The sequence below is a fragment of the Sulfitobacter noctilucae genome, assembly GCF_000622365.1.
GTDB lineage: Bacteria > Pseudomonadota > Alphaproteobacteria > Rhodobacterales > Rhodobacteraceae > Sulfitobacter > Sulfitobacter noctilucae.
Map to the genome: position 1 here is coordinate 125,741 of NZ_JASC01000001.1, position 15,019 is coordinate 140,759.

The 15,019-nt window shown below is 58.7% G+C and carries 18 protein-coding genes; 9 read left to right on the forward strand and 9 right to left on the reverse strand.

What is annotated here, in order from left to right; translation table 11 throughout:
- Nucleotides 1–16: 16 nt before the first annotated feature.
- From Z945_RS0100630 to Z945_RS0100640, 3 genes are read right to left on the reverse strand one after another with little or no spacing between them, the layout of a single operon-like run.
- A complete protein-coding gene (locus tag Z945_RS0100630) occupies nt 17–1,144 on the reverse strand; it encodes a CaiB/BaiF CoA transferase family protein (RefSeq protein ID WP_025050195.1) in 1,128 nt (375 codons plus the stop codon).
- Nucleotides 1,144–1,824, reverse strand: coding sequence for a DsbA family protein (locus tag Z945_RS0100635; protein ID WP_025050196.1), 681 nt, complete (start codon nt 1,822–1,824; stop codon nt 1,144–1,146). Before Z945_RS0100635 ends, Z945_RS0100630 begins: the two co-directional genes overlap by 1 nt.
- A 32-nt stretch (nt 1,825–1,856) precedes the next feature.
- A complete protein-coding gene (locus Z945_RS0100640) occupies nt 1,857–2,363 on the reverse strand; it encodes a DUF721 domain-containing protein (protein WP_025050197.1) in 507 nt (168 codons plus the stop codon).
- An 85-nt stretch (nt 2,364–2,448) separates the two neighbouring features.
- On the opposite strand from Z945_RS0100640, the gene mutY reads away from it, so the two are divergent.
- The 4 genes from mutY to Z945_RS0100660 all read left to right on the forward strand — a co-directional run bounded on the left by mutY (nt 2,449) and on the right by Z945_RS0100660 (nt 6,164).
- Nucleotides 2,449–3,516, forward strand: coding sequence for an A/G-specific adenine glycosylase (mutY, locus tag Z945_RS0100645; protein ID WP_025050198.1), 1,068 nt, complete (start codon nt 2,449–2,451; stop codon nt 3,514–3,516).
- Between the two features lie 75 nt (nt 3,517–3,591).
- Nucleotides 3,592–4,743 (forward strand): alkane 1-monooxygenase, encoded by a 1,152-nt coding sequence (locus Z945_RS0100650; RefSeq protein ID WP_037970191.1) that lies wholly within the window; start codon nt 3,592–3,594, stop codon nt 4,741–4,743.
- 66 nt (nt 4,744–4,809) lie between these two features.
- The gene (locus tag Z945_RS0100655; RefSeq protein ID WP_025050200.1) at nt 4,810–5,232 is read left to right on the forward strand and encodes a response regulator; all 423 of its coding nucleotides are present in this window, start codon (nt 4,810–4,812) and stop codon (nt 5,230–5,232) included.
- Nucleotides 5,233–5,318: 86 nt separating this feature from the next.
- A complete protein-coding gene (locus Z945_RS0100660; RefSeq protein WP_025050201.1) occupies nt 5,319–6,164 on the forward strand; it encodes a DUF1194 domain-containing protein in 846 nt (281 codons plus the stop codon).
- A gap of 108 nt (nt 6,165–6,272) precedes the next feature.
- Here Z945_RS0100660 and Z945_RS0100665 read toward each other — a convergent pair whose 3' ends face one another.
- The 3 genes from Z945_RS0100665 to Z945_RS0100675 form a co-directional block, all read right to left on the reverse strand.
- Nucleotides 6,273–7,373 carry a site-specific DNA-methyltransferase gene (locus Z945_RS0100665; protein WP_025050202.1) on the reverse strand — a complete coding sequence of 367 codons (1,101 nt, stop codon included), beginning with the start codon at nt 7,371–7,373 and terminating at the stop codon, nt 6,273–6,275.
- Nucleotides 7,374–7,488: 115 nt separating this feature from the next.
- Nucleotides 7,489–8,103 carry a ribonuclease HII gene (locus Z945_RS0100670; protein ID WP_025050203.1) on the reverse strand — a complete coding sequence of 205 codons (615 nt, stop codon included), beginning with the start codon at nt 8,101–8,103 and terminating at the stop codon, nt 7,489–7,491.
- A 118-nt stretch (nt 8,104–8,221) separates the two neighbouring features.
- Nucleotides 8,222–8,755, reverse strand: coding sequence for a hypothetical protein (locus tag Z945_RS0100675; RefSeq protein ID WP_025050204.1), 534 nt, complete (start codon nt 8,753–8,755; stop codon nt 8,222–8,224).
- A 167-nt stretch (nt 8,756–8,922) separates the two neighbouring features.
- Between Z945_RS0100675 and Z945_RS0100680 the strand changes: the two genes are divergently transcribed.
- From Z945_RS0100680 to Z945_RS0100695, 4 genes are all read left to right on the forward strand, one after another.
- The gene (locus Z945_RS0100680) at nt 8,923–9,213 is read left to right on the forward strand and encodes a hypothetical protein (RefSeq protein WP_025050205.1); all 291 of its coding nucleotides are present in this window, start codon (nt 8,923–8,925) and stop codon (nt 9,211–9,213) included.
- Nucleotides 9,185–9,877, forward strand: a complete 693-nt coding sequence (locus Z945_RS0100685; RefSeq protein ID WP_025050206.1) for a winged helix-turn-helix domain-containing protein — start codon at nt 9,185–9,187, stop codon at nt 9,875–9,877. The genes Z945_RS0100680 and Z945_RS0100685 overlap by 29 nt, the downstream gene beginning before the upstream one ends.
- A 70-nt stretch (nt 9,878–9,947) precedes the next feature.
- A complete protein-coding gene (locus Z945_RS0100690) occupies nt 9,948–10,721 on the forward strand; it encodes an aldolase/citrate lyase family protein (RefSeq protein ID WP_025050207.1) in 774 nt (257 codons plus the stop codon).
- A gap of 1 nt (nt 10,722) precedes the next feature.
- The gene (locus Z945_RS0100695; RefSeq protein ID WP_025050208.1) at nt 10,723–11,898 is read left to right on the forward strand and encodes an MFS transporter; all 1,176 of its coding nucleotides are present in this window, start codon (nt 10,723–10,725) and stop codon (nt 11,896–11,898) included.
- On the opposite strand, the gene Z945_RS0100700 is transcribed toward Z945_RS0100695, so the two are convergent.
- Nucleotides 11,886–13,037 (reverse strand): DUF3095 domain-containing protein, encoded by a 1,152-nt coding sequence (locus Z945_RS0100700; protein ID WP_025050209.1) that lies wholly within the window; start codon nt 13,035–13,037, stop codon nt 11,886–11,888. The genes Z945_RS0100695 and Z945_RS0100700 overlap by 13 nt on opposite strands.
- A gap of 140 nt (nt 13,038–13,177) precedes the next feature.
- Here Z945_RS0100700 and Z945_RS0100705 point away from each other — a divergent pair, with 140 nt between their 5' ends.
- Nucleotides 13,178–14,200: an aspartate-semialdehyde dehydrogenase gene (locus tag Z945_RS0100705; protein WP_025050210.1), complete on the forward strand. Its 1,023-nt coding sequence runs from the start codon at nt 13,178–13,180 to the stop codon at nt 14,198–14,200.
- Here Z945_RS0100705 and Z945_RS20565 read toward each other — a convergent pair.
- Nucleotides 14,197–14,511: a hypothetical protein gene (locus tag Z945_RS20565; protein ID WP_161634061.1), complete on the reverse strand. Its 315-nt coding sequence runs from the start codon at nt 14,509–14,511 to the stop codon at nt 14,197–14,199. The genes Z945_RS0100705 and Z945_RS20565 overlap by 4 nt on opposite strands.
- A gap of 20 nt (nt 14,512–14,531) precedes the next feature.
- On the reverse strand, nt 14,532–14,975 hold the full coding sequence (locus Z945_RS20570; protein ID WP_161634062.1) for a hypothetical protein: 444 nt from the start codon (nt 14,973–14,975) through the stop codon (nt 14,532–14,534).
- Nucleotides 14,976–15,019: the final 44 nt, after the last annotated feature.

The window sequence follows — 15,019 nt, forward strand, 5'->3', positions numbered from 1 at the left end:
GAAAACGCCCCCTGCTTCAGTTGTCCTCGCCCAATTTCGGGGCGGGACGGTGCAGCGAGAGTTCCGCGTCCGAAAAGCGGAAAGGCGAGCGCAGCCCGGGCACCCCGTCCAACTCAATCTGCATCCCACGGGCCACCACCTGCGGATCAGCCATTACATCGTCCAGATTGTTGATCGGCCCTGCCGGTACGCCCTGCGCCTCACAGAGCGCCAGCAAATCATCGCGACTGTGCTGACGTGTGGCACCGGTCAGACGGCGGTTCATCTCGGGCCGGTTGGCCACACGATCCGCGTTCTTGAGGTAGTCGGGCGCTGTCGCCATGTCGTCCAGTCCCAGCAGTTTGCACAGGCGCTGGAATTGCCCGTCATTACCGGTAGCGATGATAATATGCCCATCCGAGGTCTCGAACACTTCGTAGGGCGTAAGATTGGGGTGCGCGTTGCCCATGCGCGTGGGAGCGACGCCCGTGGTCATGTAATTCATCGCCTGATTGCCCATGATCGACACCGCGCAATCCAGTAGCGCCATGTCGATATGCTGCCCCCGTCCGGTCTGGTGGCGCTGATGCACAGCGGCCAGAATGGCGGTGGTCGCATAGATACCGGTAAAAATGTCCGTGATCGCCATGCCCGATTTTTGCGGCTGTCGGTCGGGTTCGCCAGTGACCGACATCAGGCCAGACATGCCCTGAATGATAAAGTCATAGCCCGCACGATGGGCATAAGGCCCAGTGTGCCCGAACCCGGTCACAGAGCAATAGATCAGTTGCGGAAATTGATCCTTGAGGCTGTCGTAGTCCAGACCGTATTTCGCCAAACCACCGGTCTTGAAGTTTTCGATGACGATATCCGCGTCGCTCAGCAGATCTTTCAGCTGTGCCTGTCCCTCGTCGGTGCGAAAATCAATGGTGACGCTGGCTTTGCCACGATTGGTAGAGTGGAAATAGGACGCCGAAACGTCCTCGTCCCGCGTCACAAAGGGGGGGCCCCACTGGCGCGTATCGTCGCCCGCCGGGCTTTCGACCTTGATGACCTCGCAGCCCAGATCAGACAGCGTCTGGCCCGCCCAGGGGCCGGCCAGAATACGCGCCATTTCGATTACCTTCAGGCCTGCAAGCGGCCCTGTCCCCCCCTGCGGTGCCATCAGCCTTCGAGTGCTGTTTCGATCAGCGCTTTCATTTCGGAATAGGGCATATTGGACTGTTTCTTGCCATCAATCAGAAAGCTTGGCGTGGATGAAATATCGTCCCGCTCCCCGTTTTCCTGATACCAGGCGACCAATGTCTGCGCCATCGTGGCGTCCTGCAAACAGGCGTTCAGCGTGTCATTGTCCAGCCCGGCCAGTCGTCCGATCTTGCGCAATTCCTCAACGATCATCGCAGGTTCCCCGGCGCGGACCCACTCGGACTGCCCTTTGTAGATCAGATCCGCGATGCCAAAGAACCGCTCCGGTCCACCACAGCGTGCAACCATCGAAGCCCAAAGGCCCGGACGGTCAAAATAGACCTCACGGTAGATGAATTTGATTTTACCGGTGTCGATGAAATCGGCTTTCAGTTGTTTGTAGGCCCCATTGTGGAAGGTCGCGCAATGCGGACAGGTGAATGACGCATATTCTGTCACTGTCACCGCGGCATCCGGGTTGCCCTGCACCATGTCGGTGATGCTGGATGTATCCAGATCGGCAGGTGTTGTTTGCGCATGGGCAGCCCCTGGCAAGGATGTCAGATTGTCAGATGGTGCACCCGCCTGATTGCGGGTCAGCGCCCAGCCACCCAATCCAGCCAGAGCGACGCCGCCCAAGATCACATTTCTACGTTGCATGTATTTTTCCTTTGTCTCGACTGTTTTCGCATTCAGCGATTGGTCTTGTTCAATATGTTCTCGCCCAGACGTGCAAGCGCATCGCGCAATCCACTGTCTGCCACGGGGCTTGCCACCTGTGCCGCCTGCTGCTGCAGGGCCGGGTCAGGCGCGATGGGGGTGGTTTTGGGTTTGTGGCCGAAGGCAACTTTGCCGTCGGCAAAGCCGGTAGCCGCAGTCTGGGTGACGCGCACACGGGCGATGGCGTTATACCCGTAGACTGCGTTTACTTTTTGCCTGATCTGCTCTTTTTGCATCTCCAACATGGGGGCGTTCGCCCCGGTGGTCAGAAGGGTCAGCGTCGCCCCCATACCGCCGCGCCCGTAGCCAATCTCGACCGGCTGCGCGATAGCGGAGATGTCTGCCCCCGCGATTTCAACCCATTGGGTCAGGAGCCGCGACTGGGCAAAGCCCCGGGTCTCGGACGCACGCCTGATCTGGCCCGACAGCAGACTATCGGTGCGTTTAAAGCCTTTTGTGGTGGTGCGCCGGCGCGGCATGGCTATGTTTCCCAAACTCTATGACCTGCAACATAGTGATTTAGCCCTATATCACCAGCCCAAGCCACGACCGGAGCCATAAAGATTGCGTGAAACCATCCCAGAGACGGACCTGCCTCAGCTCTTGCTGGAATGGTACGATGTGCATGCGCGCCAGATGCCGTGGCGTATCGGTCCGGCGGAGCGGCGGGCCGGTGTGTGCCCGGATCCCTACCGCATCTGGATGAGCGAGATCATGCTGCAACAGACCACTGTTGCCACGGTGCGCGACTACTTTCAGCGATTCGTTGCCCGCTGGCCCACGGTGCGTGATCTGGCGGCGGCCGAGGATGCAGAGGTGATGGGGGAATGGGCCGGGCTTGGATACTATGCCCGCGCGCGCAATCTGTTGAAATGCGCCCGCGCTGTGGTGGCTGATCACGGGGGTGTGTTTCCCGCCGACCATGCCGCTCTGCTTACGCTGCCGGGCATCGGCCCCTACACGGCAGCGGCGGTCTCATCCATCGCCTTCGACCTGCCCTACACTGTGCTGGACGGCAACGTCGAACGCGTGATGGCGCGGCTTTACGATATCCACACGCCCCTGCCTGCGGCCAAACCCGCGCTTATGGAGAAGGCCGAAGCGCTGACACCAACAAAGCGGCCCGGTGATTACGCACAGGCAGTGATGGATCTGGGCGCCACGATCTGTTCGCCCAAATCACCCGCCTGTGGCATTTGCCCGTGGCGCGATCCCTGCGCTGCCCGGCGGGCCGGCACACAAGCGGAGCTGCCTAAGAAAACGCCGAAGAAGGCGAAGCCCGTGCGGCACGGCACCGTCTATCTGGCACAGCGGGAAGATGGCGCTTGGCTGCTGGAAACCCGGCCTGACAAGGGGCTTCTGGGCGGCATGCTGGGCTGGCCGGGGTCTGAATGGGTGGACGCCGCCGAGCCACGCCCGATTGGCACACCACCGCTTGTCGCCGACTGGCAGGAATTACCGGGCGATGTGCGGCACACGTTTACACATTTCCATTTGATCCTGACCGTCAAACGCGCTGACGTCGGTGCCGCGGCTTTTGCCGATCACGCCGAGTTCTATCCACCAGAGCGTTTCCGCCCCTCCGATCTGCCCACAGTGATGCGAAAAGCGTTTGATTTGTCGCAGGGGTGACCCATTGTCGCCGCTTTGTTCCGTCAGTATTCCGGTCTAGACTTTACCAAACGACCGCCGCTTGGAACCTGTCCCATGTCGACCCAAAGCACCTTGCTGACGCCTTCCCAACTTAGCCGCGTGTCCCGCGCTTTGCCCTTCTGGCTGTCGCTGGGGTTGATACCGCTGGCGTGGGTTGCCGCAGTGCAGGGAGGCTGGTCCATCGCGCTCTTGCCGCTGGTAACATGGTTTGCCTTTTCGCTCTTGGACATGGTCATGGGCCTAAACCTTGACAACGCAGACCCGCAAGCAACAGAGACTGACCTCTTTTGGTATCGCCTGATCACGCTGATCTGGATGCCCGCACAGTTCATCACGCTATTCGGCTTGATTTGGTATGTCCCGCAGGCCGCGCATCTGAGCGGGTTCGAGAAATTCGCACTTTTCTTTGGGGTTGGCGTGTTCACCGGCACCATCGGGATCAATTACTCACATGAACTGATGCACCAGAAAAACCGGTTGGAACGATTTTGGGCCGATATGCTGCTGGCGATGGTGCTGTATTCGCACTTCCGGTCCGAACATCTGTTGGTGCATCACCGCTACGTCGCAACCCCGCGCGATCCGGTGACAGCCCGTTATAACGAAGGGTTCCATCGCTTTTACCCCCGTGTTTTGCGGCAGTCCTGGCATTCTGCCTTCAACGCCGAAGCGGATATGCTGGCGCGCAAAAAGCTGGGCTGGACACACCGCAGCAATCCGTTCTGGAAATACTGGGGGCTACAAGCGTTTTGCCTGCTGCTGGCGTTGTTGCTGGGCGGCTGGGTCGGGTTGGCGTTGTTCTTGGTGCAAGCCGGCGTTGCGATCTGGCAGTTGGAATTGGTTAACTACATCGAACATTACGGGCTGACGCGAGAGCATCTGGGCGATGGCAAATATGAACACGTCAAGCCGCATCATTCGTGGAATGCGTCCCACCGAGCGTCGAACTGGCTGCTCATCAACCTGCAACGCCATTCGGATCACCACTACAAACCCGACCGGCGCTTTCCGGTGTTGCAGACCTATGGCGAGGATGAAGCGCCGCAACTGCCCTATGGCTATCCGATCATGACAATGGCTGCGATGATCCCGCCGCTGTGGCGGCGTGTCATGAACCCGCGTGTGCGGGATTGGCGGCGCAGGTATTATCCTCAGGTGACCGACTGGAAAGACTATAACAAGCACCTCACCCCCCTGCCACGATAGCTTTCTTACACAATCTTAAGGTCTGTCTGTCAGGCGTTGTAGGTGCACTTTGGAAGGGGGCATCACATGCAAATGACCGCAGTACCGCCGCATTTCCCGCAGGGAATCGACACCTGCCTGATCGTTGAAGACAGCGAATTCGATCAGCTGAAGATGGGTCGGGTTGTGCGCAAAAGCTGCAATTCGATGCGAATCGAAGTCGCCAACACCCTCAAATCAGCCCGCCGGATGCTTGAACGGGGTGAACCTGCATTGATCCTGCTGGATAATAACCTGCCCGACGGTCTGGGCGCGGATTTCGCGCTGGAGCTTGCCAAAGATCCAAAACTGGCCGGTGTTCCGGTGATAATGGTTAGTGACTGGCCCTCGCCCATCATGTGGGAAAAAGCCGCCAGTGCCGGTGTTGCCTATGTGGTGAACAAAACAGAATTTGATCCAAAGTATGTTCATGCCGTGCTTCAGAAAGGGAAAAGCCGCCAGATGAACTGACCGTGAAGAGCGGCTGATTTACATGTTTCAGCCAGTTCCATAGGCTTGAGGCATCCGGTCTTTTTCAGAAGGGTGCGGCAATTCCCATGATCAGGCAGATATTCAAACCGCGACTGGTGTCGAATGGCACTCTCAGAGCTTTCGTCTCTTATCTGCTTAGCGTGCTACTGGTTTTGGCCGCACCCCCCGTGTCCGCCCAGGAAACCGAAGTCGACCTCGAACTTGTGCTGATGGTCGATGTGTCTCGATCCATGTCCGATGCAGAGTTGGAGTTGCAACGCCGTGGTTACGCCGAAGCGCTGCGCTCTGATGTGGTGTTTAGGGCGGTGCAATCGGGGCTGCTGCAAACCCTTGCGCTCACCTATGTCGAATGGGCCGGAACGCAGGAAATCATCGTCGATTGGCAGCTGATTGAAACCCGCCAAGACCTCGATAGCTTCGCAGATCAACTCACGGTGCGGTCCAATCCTTCCCTGCGGCGCACCTCTATCTCTAGTGCACTCGAATTCGGCGCCTCGCGCATTTTGCGAAACGCCTACCGCGGGTTGCGCCGGGTGATTGATATATCCGGCGATGGCCCGAACAATCTCGGCCCGCTTGTTCTCACGTCTCGCGACCGCGTGACGGCGCAAGGCATCACGATCAACGGACTGCCGCTGATGACGAACGACGGCGCGCCACAGCTTTTCCATCTGGAAAACCTCGATGTCTACTACCAAACCTGCGTGATCGGCGGGCCCGGTGCCTTTGCGATTCCTGTCTACGTCTGGCGCGATTTCTCGGCGGCGGTACAACGCAAATTGGTGTTGGAGATTGCGGGCCTCATGCCTCAACCACAGATGATCAAGGCACAGGCCCGCGACCCCCGCGATTGTCAGGTGGGCGAAAAGATCTGGGAGGATTTCATGCAGGGGAATGGCTTCATCCCCTGACCAACCAAAAAAGACCCCGCCATAAAGGCGGGGCCAAGGTAAGTGCCTGTTTAGACGTCCTTCATGTGGAAGGCCGCAGGCACCGGCGGTGTTCGAAATCTATGTGGTTCAGTTGGCCAGTTCGGCCCTGATCTGTTGGCGCAGAACATCGATGGAGACTTGTTTCCCATCGCGTTTGAAGCACCAGTACGTCCATCCATTACAGCTGGGTGCCTTTTCATAGGCTGCGCCGACCTGATGGATTGATCCCTTGAAGTCCGACCCGATCAATGTGCCATCAGCGCGGACCTTAGCCTTGTGACGCCCGTTGATCGAAAACAGTTCTTCGCCCGGCCGCAACATCCCGCGTTCGACCAGTTGGCCAAAGGGCACGCGCGGCTCTGCACGTTTGGAGGTGGTCGTTTGCAGCGCTTCGCGGTCAAACTTGCGGACCTTGCTCAGGCGTTTGGTTGCAACCTTGCGGTAGGCTTCCTCACGCTCGATTCCGATAAAGTCCCGGCCCAGCATCTTGGCAACAGCGCCCGTGGTGCCCGTGCCAAAGAAAGGGTCCAGCACAACGTCGCCGGGGTTGGTGGAACCGACCAGAATACGGTGCAACAAGCTTTTGGGCTTTTGCGTCGGATGGGCCTTGTCGCCCTGTTCGTCCTTCAGCCGTTCGTGACCCGTGCAGATCGGCAGAACCCAATCGCTGCGCATCTGGATGCCTTCGTTCAGCGCCTTCAGCGCCTCGTAGTTAAAGGTGTATTTGGCGTTCTCGTCCTTGCCCGCCCAGATCATTGTCTCATGAGCATTGGTGAACCGCTTGCCGCGGAAGTTCGGCATCGGGTTGGATTTGCGCCAGACCACATCGTTCAGGATCCAGAAGCCCGCATCCTGCAAGGCGGCCCCGACGCGGAAGATGTTGTGATAGCTGCCGATAACCCAGATCGCACCATTCGGCTTCAACAGGCGCCGCGCCGCCTTAAGCCAGGCACGGGTGAATTCATCGTAGGCTTTGAAGCTCGCGAACTGGTCCCATTCGTCATCGACCGCATCAACTTTGGAATTGTCGGGGCGCATCAGATCGCCGCGCAATTGCAGGTTATAGGGCGGGTCGGCAAAGATCAGATCAACGCTCGCTTCGGGCAGCGCATTCATCGCCTCGATACAGTCGCCATCAAGGATCGTGTTCAATGGAAGCACCGCGGTGCTCTTCTCAATCGTCTTCATTTATTCTGCCTCTGTCCCCGGCACATTTTGTGCTCGTTGGTTGAGGATCAGGATGAGTCAAAGGCGATTCCCGGTCAAATTGTTTTTTGAATCAATTGCTTAAGAAAAATTCTTGCTACAACATCTTGTGTACGGGTTTGAACGAACGTCTATGGTGTGGGGTTACCCCAAGATTTTCCAGCGCGGACATGTGGCTTTTTGATCCATATCCCATGTTCGTCTCCCAGCCATAGCCGGGGTGCTGTTGCGCCAAGGACAACATGACATAATCTCGACAGATTTTGGCCACAATTGAGGCCGCTGCAATGCTTTGCGAACGGCCGTCACCCTTGATGATGGTCTGCGCCGGCAGGATCAGATCGCGGGGCAGCATGTTGCCGTCGATCAGCGCATAGTCGGCGGGTCGTCCGAGGGATTCCAGCCCGTCCAGTGCCCGCGTCATTGCCAGATGGCTGGCGCGCAGGATGTTGATCTCGTCGATCTCCTCGACGCTGGCGTGCGCAATACTGACATCTGCCACCTCCATGATTTCATCATGCAACCGCAAGCGGGCCTTCTTGGTCAGCTTCTTGGAATCGTTCAGGCCTTCAGGAATGCGATTGGGGTCCAGCACCACGGCGGCGGCGGTCACAGGACCAGCCAGGGGCCCGCGACCCACCTCGTCCACGCCCGCGATACGGGCAAACCCTTGCGCCATCGCGGCACGTTCAAATTCGAAATCAGGTGTCATGCTCCCGTCAGACCGAAAGCCGCAGCGAACCACAAGACATAAAAAGAGGGAGATGCCCGAACATCTCCCTCCAGTCTTTCGGCGGCAGGGACCTGACACGCCGAAGAATGGCGCGGTGTTACCCCCGCGCCAAACTGTAGCCCCGGTCGCGCAAGCAGCGGGCGTCATACCCAACTTGATTGCCCCGGGGTGTACGGTACATGGACTGACACTGTTGCGGCAGGCGGTTCGACCCCGCAAAATTGCGTTGCAAGCAGCGGTTGCCGAACATCGCCACGCGCCCTTTGCGGGTGTCGAATGTGCGGAAACACTGCTGAGGCAGCAGCTTACGGTTGACGCGCTGCGGCAAAGGGCGGGGTTTCACGCCATGGCCACGGGGCGTCTTGTAACTAGGCTGCACATATTTCGGAGTATGGCGCTTTGGCGCGACATGGCGCGGCTTTTGATAGACAGGCGAAGGCTTGCGATGTGTCTGGACCTTCTTTTTGTCTTTCTTGTTGTTTTGATGGATCAGCGCCCCGACGGCGGCGATCCCAAGAATGGCCGCCAGCGCGCGGGTTGTGTCGCGATCTGCGGCAGCGGCCGGCAGTGCGCCCAATGCGGTCAGGGCGATGGCCGCAGCAGAGACTGTGGCAATGAACTTGCGGTACATAAGTGTGATCCTTCTTGATACGCGTGCAGGAGGGCCCGCGCTTTAATAGGTCAACATTCGCTTTGACGATGAAAGACAGGCAATAACGCCGCGCTGTTATCCAATAGCAGGCCGCCCCAGACCGCGGAGATATTGAATAACGTCCCGCAAAGGCGCAGAGATAGAGCATGAAACATATCGTCCAACTCTTTGTCCTTTGCCTTGCTCTTACGGCGGGTCACGCTGTCCAAGCGGCGGGATGCTTTGCCGATTACAAGGCCAAACAGGACAACCCTCTGCGCCTGCATTACGGTGTGGCGCAGATCAACGGGGCTTGCGATGCGGCCAGTGCCGCCGCTGAACTGGCCCCCCGTCTGGCCGCTCAGGGCTGGACGCTATTGAACATCGTCTCGACCTTCGGCGAAGACGGACTTGCCCAAAGGAAATCCAGTGCCGGATCACATTACCTCCGCTTCTGATTTGCGCCGCTTTGTCGGCTTTGGCATCGCGGGCATTGTGGCGCTGTTGATCACCGGGGCCGTGGTGCTGTTCTGGACCTTGCCGGATGCCAATCTGTTTAATGCACAGGTGGAACGTATTTTCGTCGAGAACGATGATCTGACCTCAGGTTCCGAGATCAAACTGCTGGAGATACTTGCGCAATCCGGCACCGCCTTTTCCGACACATTGGCCAGCTACCGCATGGTGATCTTTGTGCTGCTGGTCTTTGCCGCGGCGATGCTGGTGGCGGCGATGGTGTTTTTGATCATGCTAATCACCTTCAACCGCCGCATGGCCCAGATTGAACGGGCGGGCATTCAGGTGAACTCGCTTCTGATCAGCCGCGAAGAAAATACCGTTTATCTGAACAACCTCGGTTTCAAACTGACCGCCGCCGCGATGGAAACCATGAGCGTGCTGGCCGAAGCGCGGATGGATGATGATGTGATGTCAGGCTCCGAGATCGAGGGTGTGATATCAGGCCGCGATGCTGTTGATTGTGACGAGGCCGCAGGGGCCACGCGCATCAAGCGACTGCGCGATACGTTGGGCAACCAGATCGTCAGCGAATTGCTGGTCAAGAACATCGCCCGGCGCGGCTATATGCTGGCCATCGACAAGGATGTGATCAAGGTCATTTAGCACAGGCCCTCTGGTCAATGATCGTCTGGCATGTCTAGGGTGCGACAAAGTATCCCGGAGGAGAGAAAAGATGCCCGCACCCCTGAACCCGTTGAAGAAAGCCCTGAGCGAGGGCAAGGTCCAATTCGGCTGCTGGCTCGGCCTTGCTGATACGTTCAGCGCTGAGTTGATGGGCACCGCAGGCTTTGACTGGCTGTTGATTGATGGCGAACACGCCCCCAATGATCTGCGTTCTATTCTGGCGCATCTTCAGGTGCTTGAGGCGTCTGACAGCCATCCGGTTGTGCGCGTGCCGATCGGGGAAACCTATATGATGAAGCAGGTGCTGGATGCAGGAGCGCAAACAATTCTGGTGCCCATGGTCGACAGCGCCGATCAAGCACGGCAACTGGTGCGCGATGTCACCTATCCACCGCATGGAGACCGGGGCGTGGGTTATACGCTGACCCGTGCCTCGCGGTTTTCGCAGATCACCGATTACGGCACCACAGCGGATGCACAGGTGTGTCTGATGGTGCAGGTGGAAAACAAAAAAGGCATCGCGGCGCTGGACGACATCCTTGCCATCGACGGGATTGACGGCGTGTTTATCGGTCCTGCCGATCTGGCCGCCGATATGGGTCACATGGGCAACGCGCTGCATGAAGATGTGCAGTCTATCATAATGGACGCGCTGCGGCGCATCCGGGCAGCAGGCAAAGCGCCGGGGATCCTGTCGACCAACGATCCCGTGACCGAAGCCGCTCTGGAAGCCGGGGCACAATTCGTGGCCGTGGGCGCAGATGTGTTGCTGCTGGCACGCAGCGCACAGGCGCTGAGCTCCAAATGGCAAAGCCGCAAGTAGCATGAATGCAGGAATCCTTTTGCTGGGGCTGGCCTATGTGCTCAGCCAGTTTTTCCGTGCCTTTCTGGCAGTCCTTTCGGAGATTCTCGAAGCGGACATCGGGGCTACTCCCGATGATCTCGCCTTTGCGTCAGGCGTCTGGTTTCTGGTCTTCGCCGCCTGCCAAATTCCGATTGGTGCAGCTCTCGACAGCATCGGGCCACGCCGTACGGCGGGCTGGCTATTGCTGATCGGCGGCGGAGGCGGGGCGGCAGTCTTTGCCTTGGCAACATCACCGCTGCACATCACCATCGCGATGGCGCTGATCGGCGTCGGCTGTGCGCCGGTCCTAATGGCCTCATACTATATCTTTGCGCGGGTCTATCCCCCTGCGCAGTTCGCTGTCCTGGCCTCGGTGATGGTGGGGCTCGGCAGTCTTGGCAATCTGGTCGCATCCTATCCCATGGCACTGGCGGCAGAGCTGATGGGTTGGCGCAACGCACTTTGGGGGTTATCGGCGTTTTGTGCGCTGGTCGCCTTTGGCACGTTGGCTGTGGTCAATGACCCGGCGAAAGTGGACGGGGAAGAGCGCGGCTCGCTGGCGCAACTCCTACGCATCCGTGCGCTATGGTTCATCTTTCCACTGATGGGGGCCAGCTATGCCTTTCCGGGTGCGGTGCGCGGGCTGTGGATCGGCCCCTACATGGCAGACGTGTTCCAAGCCAATACACAAATCATCGGGCAAGCGAGCCTTTTGATGGGGCTGGCGATGGTGTTGGGTGCCTTGGCCTATGGATTTGCTGACAAGACCAGTCCCTCGCGGAAATGGCTGATCGCGGTTGGGTCGGGTATTACATTGGCTGCCGGGGTGGTGCTGGTGATCTTGCCCGCGAGCGGGGTGACCTTAAGCTTGATCTGTCTTTGTGCCGTTGGGTTCTTTGGTGCGACCTACCCTGTTATCATGGCGCACGGGCGCAGTTTTCTACCGCCGCATCTGATTGGGCGAGGCGTTACCATGCTCAACCTGTTCAGCATCGGCGGCGTTGGAATTGCTCAATTCTTCTCTGGCCGGGTCTATCGCGCGGCCCTGCCGGGAGACACGTTGGCAGCACCCTATGTCGCGGTCTTCCTGCTGTTCTCAATTGTGCTGGCCGTCGGCTTTGCCATCTATCTGTTCAGCCGTGATTACGCGGACTGAGCGCGGCGCTTCATTTTGGAAGCTGCCAGCGTGTATCCACCCGCTGCGCCGTCGACAAAATGGACATGGTCGTCGGTCATGATCGAGGGCACGATGCAGGTCATCATGGCTTCGTCCTGCGTGGCCGTGCCGAACTGCACCAGACCGGCGGCCTCTGCCTCGGCCAGCACGCCCTCGATACGGGCCTGCGTGCCGGGGTCGCAATCCAACGTCATCTTGAGGCCGTCATCCAGTTTGCGGAAATCGGCGTTGTCCCCAACCACACGGGCATAGCGGCGGGCATCAAAGCCGCCCAATTTGATCCCCGTCCGTATCAACAGCCACGCGACGAAAGATTCAAACAGCGCCTTGGCCCGCGCTGCGCCCAACGATCCGCTACCGCGTGTCGCATGTGCCTCAAGTGCGACACCCGCAGGCGGCCAATCTGTCCCCGGCCCTGCAACAGGTGCCGGGTGCCCGCCGCGCTCCAACCCCTGGGCCAAATTGACGATCCGGTCGTACACCTCTGCGATCTCTGTCGCGGGCGCACCCGTTACAGGGGCCACCAATACCGACAGGATCGTCCCGTTGCGTGACGGCATAGGCGACCATCGACAGGACAGGCCGGTCAGATCCGGCTTACTGCCTTCGGGCGCAGGCTCAAGCAGATATGCTCCCGCTTTCATCTGCGTTTCCGCCCAATACAGGCCACCCCCTTCGAACATCGCGTAATCTGCCCCTTCAGAGACCTGAAACCGCGCGACTTTCACGTCCAACCCGGCGCTGCGGGTGTCTTTGACCGGGACAAGCGCCACACGCATCTCGAATCCGAATTCGGTCTGCGCCCAGCGCGCCACCTTGGCCAAGGCATCCTGCGCAATGTCATAATCTTGCGGAGGAATAGCGAAACCAGCACCATCACCGCCGAAAACAAACGGAAACTCCTGGCCTTTCAGCGCATTCATCATGGCGGAGATAACAGCCGCACCGACCATATTTACCGCCTTGTAGCGTCCCTGATCAACCAAGCCTGTGGAATTGACGATATCCGCCACGCCAACCCACCAGTCGGGGGGCAAAGGCGTGTATTTCGCAGTTTGGGTCAATTCATCGAATGCGCGGATACGCGGTAGATTGTCATAGAACGTTGCGCTGGTCATATGCACGGACACCTTGCTTGCTCGTGCCAGAGTAGCACGGCGCGATAGGGCGCTGCCAGCGATACCGCACAGGGTCTTTCCACCGCACGACAAGCGGTGTATGTGCCGCGGACTACCCCTATTTATATCGGAGAAATCAGATGGGTTATCGCGTCGCCGTCGTGGGCGCCACTGGCAATGTGGGCCGCGAAATGCTGAACATTCTGGCTGAGCGCCAGTTCCCTGTGGACGAGATTGTGGCTTTGGCCAGCCGCCGTTCGCTGGGCACAGAAATCAGCTTTGGGGACAAGACGCTTAAATGCAAAGACCTTGATACGTTTGATTTCACGGGCTGGGACATGGCGTTGTTTGCCGTAGGCTCGGATGCCACTAAAAAATATGCGCCGGGTGCGGCCAAAGCAGGCTGCGTGGTGATCGATAACTCCTCGCTGTACCGCTACGAATCTGATGTGCCGCTGATCGTGCCCGAGGTGAACCCCGAGGCGATCCACGACTATGCCAAGCGCAACATCATCGCCAACCCCAACTGCTCGACCGCGCAGATGGTCGTCGCGTTGAAGCCCTTGCATGACCGCGCCACGATCAAACGCGTCGTGGTCAGCACCTACCAGTCTGTGTCAGGTGCCGGCAAAGAGGGCGCGGATGAGCTGTGGGATCAGACAAAGTCGATTTATAACCCCACATCCGATGTGCCGCCGAACAAGTTTACCAAACAGATTGCGTTCAACGTGATACCGCACATCGACGTTTTCATGGAAGACGGCTCGACCAAAGAAGAATGGAAGATGGTGGCGGAGACGAAAAAGATCGTCGACACCAAAATCAAGGTCACTGCCACCTGTGTGCGTGTGCCGGTGTTTGTGGGCCATTCCGAGGCGATCAACATCGAATTTGAAGACCATCTGGACGAAGACGAGGCCCGTGACATCCTGCGCGAAGCCCCCGGTATCATGGTGATCGACAAGCGCGAGGACGGCGGTTACGTCACGCCGATCGAATGTGTCGGCGATTTCGCAACATTCATCAGCCGCATCCGTCAGGATAGCACGCTCGATAACGGTCTGAACCTGTGGTGTGTGTCGGACAACCTGCGCAAAGGTGCGGCGTTGAACGCGGTGCAGATCGCAGAGTTGCTGGGTCGCGAAGTTCTCAAGAAGGGCTAAGGGGTGGGATCGAAAGGGCGTTCTCTTTCAATCACCTCGTAAATCTCTTGCGGTTCGGACGGCTTGTCTGCTGTTTTGATCCACGTTGCACCATGCGGGTGTCCGGGCATCGGGCACCCGAATTTTTTGACCAAGGCGCGGTAACGGTATCCGACTGTCGCTGTGTTGCAAACGTGGGTACGGCCTTGGGCGGTGTAGAGTGCCAATCCGCTGCCCATCGGGCGGAGGGTGTACCCAAGCTGCTGTAGCTGTACGGTGAGCGCTTCCCAACTTTCCGCTGCCTTGAAGACCGGCTGCATGGCGCGTTGCAAGCGCCCCTTTCGCGTGTTGTTCAAAAGCAGCGCAGATCCGATGACCTCAACGAAGTTTTCGCCCAGGGTACCGTGCGGATGTCCGGGCATAGCGGCGCGGAAGCGGTGCAGGAGCGTCCGGTAGGCAAAACCCAGCTCGGATGCTTTGAAGACACGTGTACCGTAGCTTGCTTTGTGCAGGGAAAGGCCCCCACCAGCAGGGCGCAACTCGTATCCATGCGTTGTAGACGCAGCGCCAAATCATCCCAATCACTGGCGTCGGCCATGTCCCTGCCGAGAAGCGTTTGCAAAGCGGCGAGGAGCCCCGCATCCGCCCGTTTGGGCGTCTTCGGATTTAAGCGACGCGCGACCTCTTTCGCCAGAAGCACGCGTACCAGATGTCCGTTCGTCACATCCTGACCAGAGGCCACACGGGCAGCATCGGTCAATAGTTTTTCCGGCAGTTTCAATGTGACGGTTTTCATGCCCCAGCCTCCCCGCGAATCGGTTAATGCCGGGTTAAAAACCC

Coding starts and splice junctions, on each gene's coding strand:
- Z945_RS0100700 (WP_025050209.1), bottom strand. CDS start 13,037: ATGACCAGCGCAACGTTCTATGACAATCTACCGCGTATCCGCGCATTC.
- Z945_RS0100675 (WP_025050204.1), bottom strand. CDS start 8,755: ATGTACCGCAAGTTCATTGCCACAGTCTCTGCTGCGGCCATCGCCCTG.
- Z945_RS0100690 (WP_025050207.1), top strand. CDS start 9,948: ATGCCCGCACCCCTGAACCCGTTGAAGAAAGCCCTGAGCGAGGGCAAG.
- Z945_RS0100660 (WP_025050201.1), top strand. CDS start 5,319: ATGATCAGGCAGATATTCAAACCGCGACTGGTGTCGAATGGCACTCTC.
- Z945_RS0100650 (WP_037970191.1), top strand. CDS start 3,592: ATGTCGACCCAAAGCACCTTGCTGACGCCTTCCCAACTTAGCCGCGTG.
- Z945_RS0100670 (WP_025050203.1), bottom strand. CDS start 8,103: ATGACACCTGATTTCGAATTTGAACGTGCCGCGATGGCGCAAGGGTTT.
- Z945_RS0100680 (WP_025050205.1), top strand. CDS start 8,923: ATGAAACATATCGTCCAACTCTTTGTCCTTTGCCTTGCTCTTACGGCG.
- Z945_RS0100630 (WP_025050195.1), bottom strand. CDS start 1,144: ATGGCACCGCAGGGGGGGACAGGGCCGCTTGCAGGCCTGAAGGTAATC.
- Z945_RS0100705 (WP_025050210.1), top strand. CDS start 13,178: ATGGGTTATCGCGTCGCCGTCGTGGGCGCCACTGGCAATGTGGGCCGC.
- Z945_RS0100640 (WP_025050197.1), bottom strand. CDS start 2,363: ATGCCGCGCCGGCGCACCACCACAAAAGGCTTTAAACGCACCGATAGT.
- Z945_RS20570 (WP_161634062.1), bottom strand. CDS start 14,975: ATGAAAACCGTCACATTGAAACTGCCGGAAAAACTATTGACCGATGCT.
- Z945_RS0100695 (WP_025050208.1), top strand. CDS start 10,723: ATGAATGCAGGAATCCTTTTGCTGGGGCTGGCCTATGTGCTCAGCCAG.
- Z945_RS0100635 (WP_025050196.1), bottom strand. CDS start 1,824: ATGCAACGTAGAAATGTGATCTTGGGCGGCGTCGCTCTGGCTGGATTG.
- Z945_RS0100655 (WP_025050200.1), top strand. CDS start 4,810: ATGCAAATGACCGCAGTACCGCCGCATTTCCCGCAGGGAATCGACACC.
- Z945_RS0100665 (WP_025050202.1), bottom strand. CDS start 7,373: ATGAAGACGATTGAGAAGAGCACCGCGGTGCTTCCATTGAACACGATC.